12 protein-coding genes are annotated in these 16,430 nt (G+C 62.7%); 8 read left to right on the top strand and 4 right to left on the bottom strand.

What is annotated here, in order from left to right; translation table 11 throughout:
* The first annotated feature begins 96 nt into the window (after positions 1 to 96).
* Positions 97 to 1,272 (top strand): XylR family transcriptional regulator, encoded by a 1,176-nt coding sequence (locus BLU24_RS16810; RefSeq protein WP_093101916.1) that lies wholly within the window; start codon positions 97 to 99, stop codon positions 1,270 to 1,272.
* A 3-nt stretch (positions 1,273 to 1,275) separates the two neighbouring features.
* Here BLU24_RS16810 and BLU24_RS16805 read toward each other — a convergent pair whose 3' ends face one another.
* Both BLU24_RS16805 and BLU24_RS16800 read right to left on the bottom strand, forming a co-directional pair.
* Positions 1,276 to 2,235, bottom strand: coding sequence for an EamA family transporter (locus tag BLU24_RS16805; protein WP_093101915.1), 960 nt, complete (start codon positions 2,233 to 2,235; stop codon positions 1,276 to 1,278).
* Between the two features lie 191 nt (positions 2,236 to 2,426).
* Positions 2,427 to 3,344 (bottom strand): LysR family transcriptional regulator, encoded by a 918-nt coding sequence (locus BLU24_RS16800; RefSeq protein ID WP_093101914.1) that lies wholly within the window; start codon positions 3,342 to 3,344, stop codon positions 2,427 to 2,429.
* A 114-nt stretch (positions 3,345 to 3,458) separates the two neighbouring features.
* On the opposite strand from BLU24_RS16800, the gene BLU24_RS16795 reads away from it, so the two are divergent.
* The 4 genes from BLU24_RS16795 to BLU24_RS16780 all read left to right on the top strand — a co-directional run bounded on the left by BLU24_RS16795 (position 3,459) and on the right by BLU24_RS16780 (position 8,535).
* Positions 3,459 to 5,201: an acyl-CoA dehydrogenase C-terminal domain-containing protein gene (locus BLU24_RS16795; RefSeq protein WP_093101913.1), complete on the top strand. Its 1,743-nt coding sequence runs from the start codon at positions 3,459 to 3,461 to the stop codon at positions 5,199 to 5,201.
* Positions 5,202 to 5,235: 34 nt separating this feature from the next.
* Positions 5,236 to 6,399, top strand: coding sequence for an iron-containing alcohol dehydrogenase (locus BLU24_RS16790; protein ID WP_093101912.1), 1,164 nt, complete (start codon positions 5,236 to 5,238; stop codon positions 6,397 to 6,399).
* A gap of 68 nt (positions 6,400 to 6,467) precedes the next feature.
* Positions 6,468 to 7,094, top strand: coding sequence for a TetR/AcrR family transcriptional regulator (locus BLU24_RS16785; protein WP_093101911.1), 627 nt, complete (start codon positions 6,468 to 6,470; stop codon positions 7,092 to 7,094).
* A 169-nt stretch (positions 7,095 to 7,263) separates the two neighbouring features.
* The gene (locus BLU24_RS16780) at positions 7,264 to 8,535 is read left to right on the top strand and encodes an OmpP1/FadL family transporter (protein ID WP_093101910.1); all 1,272 of its coding nucleotides are present in this window, start codon (positions 7,264 to 7,266) and stop codon (positions 8,533 to 8,535) included.
* A gap of 64 nt (positions 8,536 to 8,599) precedes the next feature.
* On the opposite strand, the gene BLU24_RS16775 is transcribed toward BLU24_RS16780, so the two are convergent.
* Positions 8,600 to 10,048, bottom strand: a complete 1,449-nt coding sequence (locus BLU24_RS16775) for an efflux transporter outer membrane subunit (RefSeq protein ID WP_093101909.1) — start codon at positions 10,046 to 10,048, stop codon at positions 8,600 to 8,602.
* Positions 10,049 to 10,175: 127 nt separating this feature from the next.
* On the opposite strand from BLU24_RS16775, the gene BLU24_RS16770 reads away from it, so the two are divergent.
* From BLU24_RS16770 to BLU24_RS16760, 3 genes are all read left to right on the top strand, one after another.
* Positions 10,176 to 11,285 carry an efflux RND transporter periplasmic adaptor subunit gene (locus BLU24_RS16770; RefSeq protein WP_093101908.1) on the top strand — a complete coding sequence of 370 codons (1,110 nt, stop codon included), beginning with the start codon at positions 10,176 to 10,178 and terminating at the stop codon, positions 11,283 to 11,285.
* Entirely contained in the window at positions 11,282 to 14,371 is a 3,090-nt protein-coding gene (locus BLU24_RS16765; protein ID WP_093101907.1) for an efflux RND transporter permease subunit, read from the top strand. The genes BLU24_RS16770 and BLU24_RS16765 overlap by 4 nt, the downstream gene beginning before the upstream one ends.
* Positions 14,372 to 14,643: 272 nt before the next feature.
* Positions 14,644 to 15,240 (top strand): trypsin-like peptidase domain-containing protein, encoded by a 597-nt coding sequence (locus BLU24_RS16760; RefSeq protein WP_157720856.1) that lies wholly within the window; start codon positions 14,644 to 14,646, stop codon positions 15,238 to 15,240.
* Here the strand turns inward: BLU24_RS16760 and BLU24_RS16755 are convergent, their stop codons facing one another.
* Positions 15,241 to 16,428 (bottom strand): HlyD family type I secretion periplasmic adaptor subunit, encoded by a 1,188-nt coding sequence (locus tag BLU24_RS16755; protein ID WP_442965786.1) that lies wholly within the window; start codon positions 16,426 to 16,428, stop codon positions 15,241 to 15,243.
* Between the last annotated feature and the right edge of the window lie 2 nt (positions 16,429 to 16,430).

Below are 16,430 nucleotides of genomic sequence, written 5' to 3'. Positions count from 1 at the left end.
CACACAGTGCGATTTTGCGTATTGAGATTCGCTGCGCTCGCGCCTAGTCTGTGCCGACCGCCTCCAGGAAAAGAGGCTTTGAACGCGCCGAAAACAATGAAAACACTACCGCCTGTTCACCGCATCGCCCTGTTGTTCAACGGCAGCAAAATCTACGACCGCGGCATCATCGCCGGCATCGGCAACTACCTCAGTAGCACCCGCGCCTCGTGGGATCTGTTTCTGGAAGAGGACTTTCTCTGCCGCTTGAAAGGCATCGAACGCTGGCAGGGCGACGGGATCATTGCCGACTTCGATGACCCGCTGATCGGCGAGGCCCTGGCCGACATCCAGTTGCCGGTGGTGGCGGTGGGCGGCTCCTATGAAGATGCGCGGGCGTACCCGAAAGCGATCCCGTATGTCGCCACCGACAACAACGCCCTGATCACCCTGGCTTACAACCACCTGATCGAAGCGGGGCTGCAGCGCTTTGCCTTTTTCAGCTTGCCTGAGGCGCAGGCCAATCGCTGGGCGCAGGAGCGGGAAAAAGCCTTTCGCCGGCTGATGCAACGTGACGGCCTGCGCGCCGAGGTCTATCGCGGCATGGGCACCAGCGCGCCGCTGTGGGACAGCGCCGTCGAACAACTGATCGCCTGGCTGCAAGCCTTGCCCAAACCGATCGGCATCATCGCCGTCAGCGACGCCCGGGCCCGCCAGTTGCTGCAAGCGTGCCTGACCGCCGGCATTGCCGTGCCTGAGCAGGTGGCGTTGATCGGCATCGACAACGACCCGCTCACGCGCAGCCTGACGCGAGTACCGTTGAGCTCGGTGATCCAGGGCACCGAAACCATGGGCCGCACCGCCGCGCAACTGCTGCACCAGATGCTCCACGGCATGCCTGCCAGCGGCACGCAGATTCTGGTGCCGCCGGATGCGGTCAATGTGCAGGTGTCGAGTCTGCACCAGCCGTTGGGCAATCCCTACGTGATGCAAGCGCTGCTGTTCATCCGCCAATATGCCTGCCAAGGCATCAAGACCGCGCAGGTCGCGGCCTACGTCGGCATCTCGCGCTCCTCGCTTGAAGCGCATTTCCGTCATGAGCGCGGCTGCAGCGTCCACGACGAAATCCTGCGCTTCAAACTGGCGGCGGCGACCAGCGGCCTGGAGAACCGCGACGCCGCAATCGTCGACGTGGCCCGCGCCTGTGGCTTCAAATCGGCGCAATACCTGCACACGGTGTTCCGCCGTGAGTTGGGTTGTACGCCGCGCGAATATCAGCAAGGGGCGCGTTAGCGACTAGGCTGACGCTTTCGCCTCAGCCTTGACCGCGTTTTTGCGATACGTGAGCAACACAATGCCGGTGACCACAATCACTCCGCCGAGCACCTGGCCCTTGCTGAGCATCTGGTCGAGCACGATCCAGCCCATCAGCAATGTCGCCAGCGGCTCGATGTTCATCACCGGCGCATTGCGCGGCATGTCCAGCCTTGGCACGGAAATGAACAGCACAATGAAACCGGTGCCGTACAACACCACCAGCGTGGCCAGGGCCAGCCAGCCGGTCGAGGTCGCCGGCAGGTTCAGGCCGCCGGGCAGGGCACCGGTGAGGCCCGCCAGATTGACGCTGCTGAACACGATGAAAATGGTCAACAGACTGCGCGCCGAACCGCGCACCTGAGACAATTTGTGGTCGGTGATCCACAGCGCACAGGCGAACACACTCGCCGCGCAGAAGGCGAGCGTCACGCCCAGCCACCAATCCGCGCCGACGCTGCCGGCGTTCGACAGGCGCCCGGGAACGTCCAGCACAAACACCAGACCCACCAGAATCAACCCCATCAACAGCGCGGTGCGCGCGCTCGGCCTCGGCCCGCCCATCGCCCAGGTGAGCAATGCCAGCAGAATCGGAAACACATTGGCGACCAGCAGCGCCAGCGCCACCGGCACCCGCGCCACGGCGGAGTACAAACACAAACTCTGCGCCGTGATCAACAGCCCCAACAACAGTTGCCAACGCCAGGCCCCGGGCGGCAGACGCAGGCTCTGTTTTTGCCACAACACCAGCATCGCCAGCACCAGCAGCGTTCCCCCGGAACGCATCAGAATGGCGAGCAACACTCCGGCACCATCATCAAACGCGACCCGAGCAGCGACATGGTTGCCGGCGAAGGCACAGCCCATGCACAACAGAATGAGCACGGCGAGGTGGCGAGGGAAGGGGGGCGGTACGGTCGGTGCGATGGTAGAGCGGGACATGGCAGTTCTCGAAAAGTGGCCATTCGGGATGGCGCGGGATTTTTATTATGTTGTCGTACAACTGCGCTGTTTGTACCGTATCGGGCAGGGGTGGGCAAGGGTGCCTTAGACCAAAGAAGCTCGTTCCTTGGCCGCCATTGGCGATTTTCTGATGGTTACGTTTCGGGTTGGAGATCGTATGACTCGACCGATCAGGGCGCCGCAATCGCCAGAATCTGCTCCGCCAGCCACGCCAGCGCCGGGTCGTGCTGGCGATGGCTCAGATACACCAGATCGAGCTCGAACGGTTCCAGCGCGAACGGCAATTCATGCAGGTCCAGCGGCAGCAATTCGGCGAACTGCTGCGCCAGTTGCGTCGGCAGCACCACGCACAGGTCGGTGGCGGCGGCCAGGTGCGCGGCTTGCAGGTAGTTCGGCGTGGTGTAGACGATTTGCCGTTCGAGGTTCTGCTCGGCCAGCCACTGATCGACCATGCCGCGTGTCTGCCCGCCGTGGACCCAGAGGTGGCGCAGTTGCAGAAAGGTTTGCAGGTCGAGCGCGCCGCTGATCTGCGGATGCTCGCGGCGCACGGCGATGCGCAAGGTTTCCCGGCGCCACAGTTGCCGAGTGAAACGGGCCGGCACCTCGTTGAAACGGCCGAGCACCATGTCGAGATCGCCGCGGTCGAGCGCCTCGACCGGCAGGTTCGGCGTCAGGTGGGCGACGTCGATGCGCAGCTGCGGCGCCACGCTTTGCAGGCGCGCGAGCAAGGCCGGCATGCACAGTTGTTCGACGAAGTCGGTCAGGGCGATACGCAGTTGCCGACGGCTGTGTTGCGGCTCGAAGGCTTCGCCACTGCCCAGGGTTTGCTCGATCTGCCGCAGTGCCGCGCGAATCGGCCCTTCCAGCGCCAGCGCACGCGGCGTCGGGCACATGCGTCGGCCGACCCGCACCAGCAGCGGATCGTCGAGCAGGTCGCGCAACCGCGCCAGGGCGTTGCTCACCGTCGGTTGCGTCAGTGCCAGCCGCTCGGCCGCGCGCGAAACGTTCTGTTCACGCAAAAGCATATCCAGCACGCGCAGCAGATTCAGATCGAAGTTGGAAATATTCATGCGCGGAATATATGCCATGGGAATTCTAAATTTCAAAAATATCTGAACGCTGCTTAGGGTGGCGCTTGTCCTTTATTGATTGGAGCGCTGCGCGTGACTACGTCTTCGAACTACCAGGCGCCTTTGCGCGACATGCGTTTCGTCTTGCACGAACTGTTCGACGTCAGCGCGCACTGCCAACAATTGCAGGTCGAACTCGACCGCGACGTCCTCGACGGCATTCTCGAGGAAGGCGCGCGGTTCACCGGCGAAGTCATCGCACCGCTCAATCGCAACAGTGACGAGCAGGGCTGTCAGTTGCACGGTAGCGAGGTGACCACACCGGACGGTTTTCGTCAGGCCTATCGACAATACGTCGACAACGGTTGGGCGAGCATGACCGGGCCACAGGCGTTCGGCGGCCAGGGCGTGCCGCAGATGGTCTCCGCGTGCTTTCACGAAATGCTGATGTCGGCGTCGCTCGCTTTTCGGGTTTATTCCGGGCTCACCGAAAGCGCTGTGCTGGCGCTGTACCGCCATGGCAGCGCGGAACTGAAGCAAGCGTATCTGGCGAACCTGATCAGCGGCGAATGGACCGGCACCATGTGCCTGACCGAGCCGCAGGCCGGCACCGATCTGGCCCTGCTGCGCACCCGCGCCCAGCCTGAGGCCGACGGCAGTTACCGCGTTACCGGCAACAAGATTTTCATCAGCGGCGGCGAGCAGGACCTGACCGACAACATCATTCATCTGGTGCTCGCGCGCCTGCCGGACGCACCGCCGGGCGTGAAGGGCATCAGCCTGTTGCTGGTGCCGAAAGTCCTGCCCGATGGTCAGCGCAACACGCTGAGCTGCGGGGCGCTGGAACACAAGATGGGCATCAAGGGCACGTCGACCTGCGTGATGAATTTCGATGGTGCGCAGGGCTGGCTGGTGGGCGAAGCGAATCAGGGCCTGGCGTGCATGTTCACCATGATGAACGACGCCCGTTTTCAGGTCGGTCTGCAGGGCCTGGGCATTGCCGAAGCGGCGTTTCAGGGCGGCCTGCGTTATGCGCGGGAACGCTTGCAGTCGCGTTCGCTCGCCGGTGCTGTTGCGCCGGAGCAGGCCGCCGACCCGATCATCGTCCACCCCGACGTGCGGCGCATGTTGCTGACCCAGAAAGCGCTCACCGAAGGCTGCCGGATGCTTGCGGTGTACACCGCGCGGCAACTCGATCTCGAACAAGCCATGGGCGCGGATCATCAAGCGGCAAAGCGTCGGGCGGCGCTGTTGATTCCGATCGTCAAGGCGTTCTTCACCGATGTCGGCCAGGAAGTCGCCAGCCTCGGCGTGGCGCTGTACGGTGGCCATGGCTATATCCGCGAGTGGGGCATGGAACAGCTGATGCGCGACAGCCGCATCACTCAGCTCTATGAGGGCACAAACGGCATTCAGGCGCTGGACTTGATCCGCCGCAAACTGCTCGGCGACGGTGGCGCTGAACTCAATGGGCTGATTGACGAGTTTGCGCAACTGGCCGAAGCCGCCCAGGCGCATAAACCGCTGCGGAAAATGGCCCAGGCGGTCAGCCAGCGCTTGAGCGAATGGCGCGAGCTTGGCCAAGCAGTCATCGCCGCGTGTCAGCGGGATCCGCAGGAAATCGGTGCGGTGTCGGTGGATTTCCTCGCCTATTCAGCCTACGTCCTGCTCGCCGGTTTCTGGCTGCAAGCGGCGACCCGCGCGCAGCAGGCGTTGGCCCAAGGCAGTGCTGACAGTGGCTTTTACCAGGCCAAGTTGCACACCGCCGACTTCTACTGGCGGCGCCTGTTGCCGCGCGCGGGCGCCCATCGCGACGCCGTGCTCGGCGGGGCGAACTGCCTGATGGCAATGGCGGCCAGCGACTTCAGTTTCTGAACCCCAGACCGGATAACCATAAGGAGTCGTGCCGATGCAATCCTTCAGCTTTGCCACCACCGCGCAGATCCTCTGCGAAGCCGGCGCCGCACAGCGACTGGCCAGCCTGTGCCGCGAGCGCGGCGCACGGCGGGTGTTGATCGTCACCGACCCGGGGATCGCCCGGCTCGGTTTGCTCGATGACGTGCTCCCGGGGTTCAGCGCGGCGAAAGTGGCGGTGGCGATTTTCAGTGACGTGAGTGCCGATCCCCATGAACACTGCGTAATGGCGGCGGTCGATCGCGCCCGGCACATCGGCGCCGACCTGATCGTCGGGTTCGGCGGCGGCAGCTCGATGGACGTCGCCAAACTGGTTGCGTTATTGGCCCATCCCGGCAACAGCCAAACGCTCACGCAGTTGTACGGTGTCGATCAGGCCAAGGGCCCACGGCTGGCGCTGATCCAGGTGCCGACCACCGCAGGCACCGGTTCGGAGGTCACGCCTATCGCCATCGTCACCACCGGCGAAACCAGCAAAATGGGCATCGTCTCGCCGTTATTACTTCCGGATCTCGCCGTGCTCGACGCGGTGTGCACGCTGGGCCTGCCGCCGCAGGTCACGGCAGCCACCGGTATCGATGCGATGGTCCACGCGATCGAGGCCTACACCAGCAAACTCAAGCGCAACCCGCTGTCCAGTCTGCTCGCCCGCGAGGCGTTGCGCCTGCTGGCGACCCATCTGGACCAAGCGGTGCACAACGGTGGCAACCTCGACGCGCGGCAAGCCATGCTGCTCGGTGCCTGTCTTGCCGGGCAGGCGTTCGCCAATGCGCCGGTGGCGGCGGTGCATGCCTTGGCCTATCCGTTGGGCGGGCACTTTCACATTCCCCACGGCTTATCCAACTCGCTGGTGCTGCCGCATGTGCTGCGCTTCAACCTGCCAGTGGCCGAGGCGGATTACGCTGAGCTGGCCGTGCCGTTGCTCGGCGAGCGGCTGCGTATTGGCGATCGGCGCAGCCAGGCCGAGCAGCTGATTACCGAACTGGCCGAGTTGGCGCCGCGCTGCGGACTGCCCCATCGCCTGCGCGATGTCGACGTGCCCGAAGATTGCCTCGCACAACTGGCGCGTGACGCGATGCAGCAGCAACGCTTGCTGGTGAATAACCCGCGAGAGGTCAGCGAAGCCGACGCGCTGGCAATTTATCAGGCGGCGTGGTGATGGGGCATGAGCGGTGAGGGCAGGGAGGCTCAGTTGTAAGCCTCCGATCAGGTGAGTAAGCTGCCGGGATGAACCAGACCTCAGCTTCCTCATCCTTCCCCGGCGCGCGCGGCCCGGTCGATCACGAGATTCGTGACCAGATCGTCGCGGCGGCCAACGAGCATTTCAGCCAGTATGGCTACGGCAAAACCACGGTGTCGGACCTGGCCAAGGCCATCGGTTTTTCCAAAGCGTACATCTACAAGTTCTTCGATTCCAAGCAGGCGATCGGCGAGGCCATCTGCGGCAACTGCCTGGGGCAAATCGTGGCGGCGGTGGAACTGGCAGTCAGCGCAGACGGGCTGTCGCCGACCGAGCGCTTCCGCCAGTTGGTCAAAACCGTGATTGCCACTGGCGTCGAGCTGTTCTTCACCGACCGCAAGCTCTACGACATCGCGGCCTTTGCGGCCGGCGAGAACTGGCCCAGCGCCCAGCGTTACGACGCCCGGATCAAAGGCTTTATCACTGACATCGTGCGTGACGGACGCACGGCCGGTGAGTTCGAACGCAAGACGCCGCTGGACGAAACCGTCGACTCGATCCATCTGACGCTGCGGCCCTTCGTCAATCCGCTGATGCTTCAACACAACCTGGATTTCATTGAGGTGGCGCCGACGCTGACCTCGAATCTGATTCTGCGCAGCCTGATGCCTTGATGCTGCGTTGATCCTCCTCCCAAGCAATTCATGTTCTCGACGCAAACTCGCATCGAGAACGTATTCACCACAGTCAGAAAGTGACTATTGACGTAAATGGTCACATGGATAATATGGGCCGCTGCGGTTCTTCATGTTCCATTTCAGAAACACCCATAGAGTCCTGATAATGAAAAAAACAATGCTCAAGCATCCCCTCGGGCTGGCTGTCGTGCTCGCGTCTTCCAATGTGCTGGCGGGCGGTTTTGCGCTCAATGAGCAAAGCGTCAGCGGGATGGGCTCGGGGTTTGCCGGTCGCTCGTCGTCCGCCGAAGACGCCAGTACGGTGTTCGGCAATCCGGCGGGCATGGCGCGGCTGAAAAGAGAGCAGGTGAGCGTGGGGCAGGCGACGCTGTTCGCCAAGTCGGATATCAGCCAGACCCGCAGTACCTTCGGCGGCAAGGAAGACGGCGACATGGTGCCGACCACCACGGTGCCCATGGGTTATTACGTCAAACCGATCAATGAGCACTGGGCCTTCGGTGTCGGGTTTTATGTGCCGTTTGGTTTGATTACCGATTACGACCGCGGTTTTGCCGGGCGCTATTACGCCAATAAAAGCGAAGTCACAACGCTGACGTTCCAGCCCACCCTCAGCTACGCCTTCAACGACAAGGTGTCGATCGGTTTCGGCCCGACCATCAACCGCATCAGCGGCGAGCTGTCAGGGATGGTCGCCAACCCGCTGAGCCCCGGGCGCAATGACGGCAAAGTCAAAAGTACTGGCGACGACACCGCGCTGGGCTTCAACGCAGGCGTCATGGTGCAGGCGACCGAGCAGACGCGCCTGGGCCTGACCTACCATTCCAAGGTCAGCTACCACCTCGATGCGAAAACCAAAGTCAGCGACGGCATCTTCAACCTGCTCGGCGTCAGTGGCCGCAGCTACGACGCCTCGCTGGATGTCGACACCCCCGAGTCGGTGGACTTCTCGGTGACCCATCAACTCAATCACGACTGGACGCTGTATGCCGGCAGTACTTGGACGCGCTGGAGTCGCTTCAAGGAGCTGACCATCGAAAACAGCGGATTGCCGCCGTTGCTCAGCGGCCAGTTGGGCACCATCAGCGAAGAACAGAACTGGCACGACACGTGGGCCCATGCGATCGGCGCGGCGTATCAGCTAAACAACCAATGGGTGCTGCGTGCCGGGTTCTCGGTTGATCAGTCGCCGGCCAACAACACCAACCGCGGTCCGCGTATTCCTACAGGTGATCGCAAGGTGTTCAGCCTCGGTGCCGGTTGGACGCCGGCGGAGAATGTCACCATCGATGTGGCCTATTCCTACCTGCAGGAAGAGAGCGTCGAGATCAATCACACCGCAGCCGACAAAGGTGCGTATAGCGCCCAATATCGCAACAGCGCCAGTGGGCTCGGCACGTCTGTCAGCTACCGCTTCTGATCCAGCGCTGCGGTGCAGGGCGGGCCTGATGTAAGGCCCGCTCGATTTCGCCTGTCACAGCGACTCAGCGCGCCGCGACAGGCGAGGGCTCGGCGGGTTGCCAGCCACCGCCCAAGGACTTGAACAACGCCACCGCCGCGCGGGTTGATTCGGTTTGCGCTTGCGCCCGGGCATCGGCGGTTTGCAGTAACGTCTGATCCGCCCGCAGCACATCGATCAGGCTGGCGGCGCCTTTCTCATAAGCACTGAACGACGATTGCCGAGCCTCGGTCAACGCCGCTTCGCCGGCACCAAGGGTGCTGGCCTGGGCTTGCCGATTGACCTGTGCCGACAGCGCGTTCTCCACATCTTCCGTGGCGCGCAGTACCGATTGGCGGTAAGCGGCCAGCGCTTCGGCTTGCTGACCTTTGGCCTGATCGATCTGCGCGTCGATGCGCGCAAAGTCAAAGAGCCGCCAGCGCAGGCCGAGCAGGGCGGCGGACTGGCTCGCGCCGCTGGAAAAGAGGTTGCCACCGGACACCGCCGTCGCACTGCCGAGCAAGGCACCGAGGGAAAATTTCGGGTAGTACTCGGCCATGGCGGCACCGATGCGCGCATTGGAAGCCGCCAGTCGCCGCTCGGCGACGATCAGGTCAGGCCGACTGCGCAGCAAGTCGGCAGGTGTGGCCAATGCCTGCGAGGGCGGCGTGGCGGGAATGCTTTCCGCTTGGGCCAGTTGCACTCGATGCGTACCCGGTGGCGTACCGAGCAGCACATCCATGGCATTCATTGCAGCATCCATACCGGTTTGCAGCACCGGTACGCTTGCCTCGACTTGCGCCAGTTCGCCTTCGATTTGCCGCACCTGATAGCTCGCCGCCAAGCCCTTGCTGTAGAGCAATTGGACTTTTTCCAGCAGGTCACGCTGGGTTTTGACCTGTTGCTCGGCAATGTCCAGGCGTGCCTGCAAGCCGCGCAGGGTGACGTAGGTATCCGCCGTTTGCGCCGCGATCGCCAGGCGTGTCGCGCTGAGTCCTGCTGCGGATGCCTGGTACTCGGCGAGCGCAGCCTCGCGCTCCCGGCGCAGTCCGCCAAACACATCCAGCTCCCAGCCAGCCTCGAGATTGACCTCATAAGAACTGCCGTAACGGTCATACCCGGGAGACGAATTCAGCACTTGGCCGAGTGGCGTTTCCACCGATTGGTAAGCGCGCGCGGCCTGTCCGTTGACACTCGCCGAAGGCAGCAGCGCGGCATTCGCAGAGCCCAGCCCGGCGCGTGCCTGGGTGACTCGCGCGGCGGCCTGCGCCAGGTCCAGGTTCTGCGCCAGTGCCTGAGTGATCAAGGCGTCCAGCAGCGGGTCATTAAAGCTTTCCCACCAAGTAACAAGGCTGGCTGCAGACCCGGCCATGGCAGGCTGGCGCTGGTAATGCTCCAGCAGTGGGGCGGCGGGGCGCTGGTAGTCGGGGCCGACCGTGCAACCCGCGACCAAACCGACGCTGACCAAAAGAGTGATGGGGCGGAGGAGGTGCATGGAAATTCCTGTGTGGGCTTGGCAACGCTCAACGAGCGAAGCGAAAATCTGGCAGTTTGTGACTGTTGACGATATTGGTCACAGGGCTGAGAATATGATGATCATCCTATTTTAGTAAAGGAAATCCATGCGCCGGCTCAGACCTTTTCCCTTCGCAGCCTGTGTGCTGCCCCTCGTCCTGACGGCGTGCGGTGATGCTTCTACGACGAAAGACCCGCGCACCCTTGCGCCGCTGGTGAGGTCGGCGGTCGTGCAGCTTGCCGAGGATGGCTCGCGGTCATTCACCGGTGTGGTGGCGGCGCGGGTTCAGGGTGACCTGGGCTTTCGCGTTTCGGGCAAGGTCCTTGAGCGTTTGGTCGACACCGGTCAGACGGTCAAGCGCGGGCAGCCGCTGATGCGCCTCGACCCGGTCGACCTTGGCCTGCAAGCGCGAGCGCAACAAGAAGCGGTCACCGCCGCCCGCGCCCGGGCCAAACAGACCGCCGATGACGAAGCACGCAATCGCGAACTGGTCGCCGCCGGCGCGATCTCGGCCTCGGCCTACGATCAGATCAAAGCCGCCGCCGACAGCGCCAGGGCGCAACTCCGCGCCGCTGTCGCCCAAGCGGACGTCGCGCGCAACGCCTCGGGTTATGCGGTGCTGGTGGCGGACGCCGACGGCGTGGTGGTGGACACCCTCGTGGAACCGGGGCAGGTGGTCAGCCCCGGGCAACCGGTGGTTCGACTGGCGCGCGCGGGTCAGCGGGAAGCAATTGTTCATCTGCCGGAGACTCTGCGTCCGGTCGCAGGTTCGACCGCTCAGGCCAAGCTGTATGGCGATCCGGCGGCTGCGGTATCGGCAAAACTGCGCCTGCTGTCCGATTCCGCCGACGCCACCACTCGCACGTTCGAGGCGCGCTATGTGCTTGAAGGCAAGCTCGCCAATGCGCCGATCGGTTCGACCGTCACCGTTGATATCGCTCAGGTTTCCGCACAACAACAAGCGTTGAAAGTGCCGATCGCGGCGCTGTACAACGCAGGCAAGGGCACCGGCGTGTGGGCGATTGCCGGTACACCAGCGAAAGTGACCTGGCGCGCCGTTGAAGTATTGGGGTTGAGTGACGATTCGGCACGCATCGCTGGCGAACTCAGCGTCGGTGAGCCGATCGTTGCGCTCGGCGCGCACCTGCTGCACGAAGGCGAGGAAGTGCGCTTGCTGGCCCGCGATGACGCCCAGGTTGCCGGGAGTCGTCCATGAGCGAGGGTCGATTCAACCTTTCCGCCATTGCCGTTCGCCAACGCGCGATCACGGTGTTCCTGATTTTTCTGATTGCCGTCGCCGGCACCCTGGCGTTCTTCAAGTTGGGCCGGGCCGAAGATCCGCCGTTCACCGTCAAGCAATTAACCGTCATCACCGCATGGCCGGGCGCGACCGCGCAGGAGATGCAAGACCAGGTTGCCGAACCGCTGGAAAAGCGTCTGCAGGAACTGAAGTGGTACGACCGCACGGAAACCTACACCCGCCCAGCGCTGGCATTCACCATGGTGTCGTTGCTCGACAGCACACCGCCGTCGCAGGTGCAGGAAGAGTTCTATCAGGCGCGCAAGAAGCTCGATGACGAAGCGATCAAACTGCCGGCGGGCGTTATCGGGCCGATGGTCAACGACGAGTTCTCCGACGTGACGTTCGCGCTGTTTGCCCTGAAGGCCAAGGGCGAGCCGCAGCGCTTGCTGGTGCGCGATGCGGAGTCTTTGCGCCAGCGCCTGTTGCATGTGCCGGGGGTGAAAAAGGTCAACATCATCGGTGAGCAGGCCGAACGCATCTTCGTCTCGTTTTCCCATGATCGACTGGCGACGCTGGGTCTGTCGCCGCAGGACATCTTCGCCGCCCTGAACAGTCAGAACGTGCTGACGCCCGCCGGATCGGTCGAAACCAAGGGGCCGGAAATCTTTGTCCGGGTCGATGGCGCGTTCGACACCTTGCAGAAAATCCGTGACACGCCGGTTGTCGCGCAGGGTCGCACCCTCATGCTTTCCGACGTGGCCACGGTCGAGCGCGGCTACGAAGACCCGGCGACGTTTCTCGTGCGTAACAACGGCGAGGAAGCGCTGCTGCTCGGCGTGATCATGCGCGAGGGCTGGAACGGTCTGGATCTGGGCAAGGCGCTGGATGCCGAAACGCTCAACATCAATGCAGAAATGCCGCTGGGCATGACCCTGTCGAAAGTCACCGATCAGGCGGTGAATATCGACTCGGCGGTCGGCGAGTTCATGGTCAAGTTCTTCGTCGCGCTGTTGGTGGTGATGCTGGTGTGCTTTCTCAGCATGGGCTGGCGTGTCGGCGTGGTGGTCGCCGCAGCGGTGCCGTTGACCCTGGCGATCGTCTTTGTGGTGATGGCCGCCACTGGCAAAAACTTTGACCGGATTACCCTCGGCTCGTTGATTCTCGCGCTGGGCTTGCTGGTCGACGACGCGATCATCGCCATTGAAATGATGGTGGTGAAAATGGAGGAGGGCTATGACCGCATCAAGGCGTCGGCCTATGCCTGGAGCCATACCGCAGCGCCAATGCTCGCCGGTACGCTGGTGACGGCGATAGGCTTTTTGCCGAACGGTTTCGCCCAGTCCACGGCGGGCGAATACACCAGCAACATGTTCTGGATTGTCGGCATCGCCTTGATCGCTTCGTGGGTCGTTGCGGTGGCTTTCACGCCGTATCTGGGAGTGAAGCTGTTGCCGGACATCAAGCAAGTCGAAGGCGGGCACGCGGCGATCTACGACACGCCGCGCTATAACCGCTTCCGCAAAATTCTGGCGTGGGTGATCACCCGCAAATGGCTGGTGGCGGGCACGGTTGTCGCGCTGTTTGTCGTCGCGATCCCGGGCATGGGATTGGTAAAGAAGCAATTCTTCCCGACCTCTGACCGCCCCGAAGTGATGATCGAAGTGCAAATGCCCTACGGCACCGCGATCGAGCAGACCAGCGCCGCCACGGCCAAAGTCGAGGCGTGGCTGCAAAAACAGGCTGAGGCAAAAATCGTCACGGCCTATATCGGCCAGGGTGCGCCACGGTTTTTCCTGGCCATGGCGCCCGAGTTGCCGGACCCGTCATTCGCCAAGATCGTCGTGCTGACGGACAACCAGGACGCCCGCGAAACCCTCAAGTTGCGTTTGCGCGAAGCGGTTGCTCAAGGCCTGGCCCCGGAAGCGCGCGTGCGTGCGACACAAATCGTCTTCGGCCCGTATTCGCCGTTCCCGGTGGCGTACCGAGTGATGGGCCCCGATCCGGCCAAATTGCGCGACATCGCCGAGCAGGTCCGCAGGGTGATGCAGGACAGCCCGATGATGCGCACCGTCAACACCGACTGGGGGCCGCTGACGCCGACGCTGCATTTCAACCTCAATCAGGATCGCTTGCAGGCGGTCGGGCTGACCTCCAGCGCCGTGGCCCAGCAGTTGCAGTTCTTGCTCAGCGGCGTGCCGATCACGGCGGTGCGTGAGGATATCCGTTCCGTGCAGGTGGTTGGCCGTGCCGCAGGCAACATCCGCCTGGACCCGGCGCAGATCGAAGGCTTCACCCTGGTCGGTGCGGCCGGGCAACGCATTCCGCTGTCGCAGATTGGCAAGGTCGAGGTGCGCATGGAAGATCCGATCCTGCGCCGCCGCGATCGCACCCCGACCATCACCGTGCGCGGCGACATCGCCGAAGGCTTGCAGCCACCGGACGTCTCCGGCGTGATCATCGAGCAATTGCAGCCGATCGTTGCGCAACTGCCTTCCGGTTACCGCATTGAACAGGCCGGCGCCATCGAGGAATCCGGCAAGGCCGGCAAAGCGATCTTGCCGCTGCTGCCGATCATGATCGCCATGACGCTGCTGATCATCATCGTCCAGGTGCGCTCGATCTCGGCGATGATCATGGTCTTCCTCACCTCGCCACTCGGCTTGATCGGCGTGGTGCCGACGCTGCTGATCTTCAATCAGCCGTTCGGCATCAACGCACTGGTCGGGTTGATTGCACTGTCGGGGATTCTCATGCGCAACACGCTGATCCTGATCGGGCAGATTCATCACAACGAGCAAGAAGGCCTCGCGCCTTTCGACGCCGTGGTCGAAGCCACCGTGCAACGGGCAAGGCCAGTGCTGTTGACCGCACTGGCGGCCATTCTGGCGTTCATTCCGCTGACGCACTCGGTGTTCTGGGGCACGCTGGCGTATACGCTGATTGGCGGCACGTTTGTCGGAACGATAATCACGTTGGTGTTCTTGCCGGCGATGTATGCGATCTGGTTCAGGATTCGGGCGGAGAAGGAGGGCCAAGCGAAGAGGTCGAATATGGCGTAGGGGATTCGAGAGTGCGGGCGTGCCCATCTGTGGCACACCCGTATTTGCGATCTTCGAAGAAGTTCGACGCAATTAGCCGTTTCGCTGTTAATCCTTGGATCCAATCATTGACTCACTATATCGCTAGTAGACAAACGGTAGGCTCAGCCTATTGCTAAAAATGATGGCGCAATGACATATTGCAGCACCTTCCCTCACTACATGATGTGCCGAAAATGCGCCCCCTCAAGTCACTTGTTGCAGCGTCGATGCTGCTCAGCGGGTGCAATGGAATGCCAGTCGCTTTTGTTCAGGATCCTGTTTTAGACCAAGCCTTTGTCGTTCACTCCGGCGTGCCTTTGCCTTACGTGCTGATGGGTTCGGCTGTGCAATGGAATGAAGAATTTGCCGTGACGGTGAAGCACATTCCTTACCTGTCGGGCGCGGTTTTCCAGGGACAGGCTGACGTGCAGTTCTTCCGGCACAAGGCCGGCAGTGTGCCGGCGTGGCGCGGTTACAGGCCGGGTGAGGAGCTGACGTCGGTGGGCTTCAATTCGCTGTACATGTCGGTCAAGGGCACCGGCCAGGCGTTGCCGGCGATGGTTCGCCTCGACGTCAAAGAGGGCAACGTGCTTTACGGCACTCATAATGGCGCGCTGGCCAAAGGCATGTCCGGCGGGCCAGTGTTTTCCGCCGATGGCAAGGTGGTCGGCATCAACGTGGCGTTTCTGACCCGTGACGACGTCAGCCGGCTCAAGCGTAAAGACTTGCTTGATCAACCGCGCGTGAGCATTTTCCTGCCGTACGCGGAAATCAATCGCGAGTGGACGCGCTATCAGGCCAGCCTCGCGCCGATCGTGCCGCCGGCGACCAAGTTCGCCAGCCGCTGATCAGCGTTCGCGCAACGCTTCGCGGGCGCGGTTGAGCGGTTTGATCAGGTAGTCGAGCACGGTTTTTTCGCCGGTGCGAATGTCCACCGTGGCGATCATCCCGGGGACGATGGCAAAGCGTTTGCCGGCCTTGTTGCGCAGTTCATCCGACGCAGTGCGGATGAACACGCGGTAGTAGAAAATTTCCGGCTTGGCTTCGTCCTGAATCGTGTCCGGGGAGATCGTCACCACTTCGCCGTCGAGGCTGCCGTAGATCGAGTAGTCGAAAGCGGTGATTTTGACCTTGGCCGCCTGGCCCGGATGAATGAAGGCAATGTCGCGCGGTGAGATGCGCGTCTCGATCAGCAGTTGTTCATCGAGCGGCACGATCTGCATGACCTGACCGTTGGGCGCGATGACGCCGCCGATGGTGCTGACTTCGATGTCCTTGACGATCCCGCGCACTGGCGAACGCAGGGTCAGGCGTGACAGCGAGTCGGTGCGCCCACGGATCACCGCTTCGAGCATCTGCGCCTCGGCATTGGCTTTGGCCAGGTCTTCGCGGGCGCGCACCATGTAATCGGAACGCGCTTCGGTGGCCTTCAATTCGAGTTCGGAGCGCTGGCGGGTCAGGCGCAAGACTTCGACCCGGCTCGAGGCGCCGATCTTCGCCAGGTTTTCGGTGATCGCCAGTTCGCTGCGCACCAGTTTCAACGAACTTTGAATGCCGTCGAGGGTTTCCGCCAAGCCTTTGCGGCGGGTCTGGAACAGCTCGGTTTCGGCGCGGATCAGCTCGGGAAAGTCCTGTAGCGAGGGATCGAACGTCAGCGGTTTTTCGCTGACTTCGGCCTGCAAGCGATTGACGCTGGCCAGCGCCGCGCGGTACTTGGCCGCGCTTTCGCCGACGTTGGACTGGTTCCTCACCGGGTCGAGCTGGGCGAGAATCTGCCCGCGCTCGACCAAGGCGCCTTCGCTGACATTGAGCTGCTCGAGAATGCCGCCCTCCATCGACTGGATCACCTGTTCACGAGAACTCGGCACGACCTTGCCGGTGCCGGTCGAGACTTCGACCACTTCAAACCACGCCGCCCAAGCGATGAAGCATGCGAGCATCAATGCGCAGCCCCAAATCACCTTCGCCCCTCCGGCGATGGCGCGCTCGTCGCGGCCGTCGAGGTAGGACATTGGGTCCGGCACGTCAGTCATCATCG

It is taken from the genome of Pseudomonas sp. Z003-0.4C(8344-21), assembly GCF_900104975.1.
GTDB classification, from domain to species: domain Bacteria; phylum Pseudomonadota; class Gammaproteobacteria; order Pseudomonadales; family Pseudomonadaceae; genus Aquipseudomonas; species Aquipseudomonas granadensis.
This window is presented reverse-complemented; position numbering and strand designations above follow the sequence as displayed.

Coding starts and splice junctions, on each gene's coding strand:
- BLU24_RS16810 (WP_093101916.1), top strand. CDS start 97: ATGAAAACACTACCGCCTGTTCACCGCATCGCCCTGTTGTTCAACGGC.
- BLU24_RS16805 (WP_093101915.1), bottom strand. CDS start 2,235: ATGTCCCGCTCTACCATCGCACCGACCGTACCGCCCCCCTTCCCTCGC.
- BLU24_RS16800 (WP_093101914.1), bottom strand. CDS start 3,344: ATGGCATATATTCCGCGCATGAATATTTCCAACTTCGATCTGAATCTG.
- BLU24_RS16795 (WP_093101913.1), top strand. CDS start 3,459: ATGCGTTTCGTCTTGCACGAACTGTTCGACGTCAGCGCGCACTGCCAA.
- BLU24_RS16790 (WP_093101912.1), top strand. CDS start 5,236: ATGCAATCCTTCAGCTTTGCCACCACCGCGCAGATCCTCTGCGAAGCC.
- BLU24_RS16785 (WP_093101911.1), top strand. CDS start 6,468: ATGAACCAGACCTCAGCTTCCTCATCCTTCCCCGGCGCGCGCGGCCCG.
- BLU24_RS16780 (WP_093101910.1), top strand. CDS start 7,264: ATGAAAAAAACAATGCTCAAGCATCCCCTCGGGCTGGCTGTCGTGCTC.
- BLU24_RS16775 (WP_093101909.1), bottom strand. CDS start 10,048: ATGCACCTCCTCCGCCCCATCACTCTTTTGGTCAGCGTCGGTTTGGTC.
- BLU24_RS16770 (WP_093101908.1), top strand. CDS start 10,176: ATGCGCCGGCTCAGACCTTTTCCCTTCGCAGCCTGTGTGCTGCCCCTC.
- BLU24_RS16765 (WP_093101907.1), top strand. CDS start 11,282: ATGAGCGAGGGTCGATTCAACCTTTCCGCCATTGCCGTTCGCCAACGC.
- BLU24_RS16760 (WP_157720856.1), top strand. CDS start 14,644: ATGCCAGTCGCTTTTGTTCAGGATCCTGTTTTAGACCAAGCCTTTGTC.
- BLU24_RS16755 (WP_442965786.1), bottom strand. CDS start 16,428: ATGATGACTGACGTGCCGGACCCAATGTCCTACCTCGACGGCCGCGAC.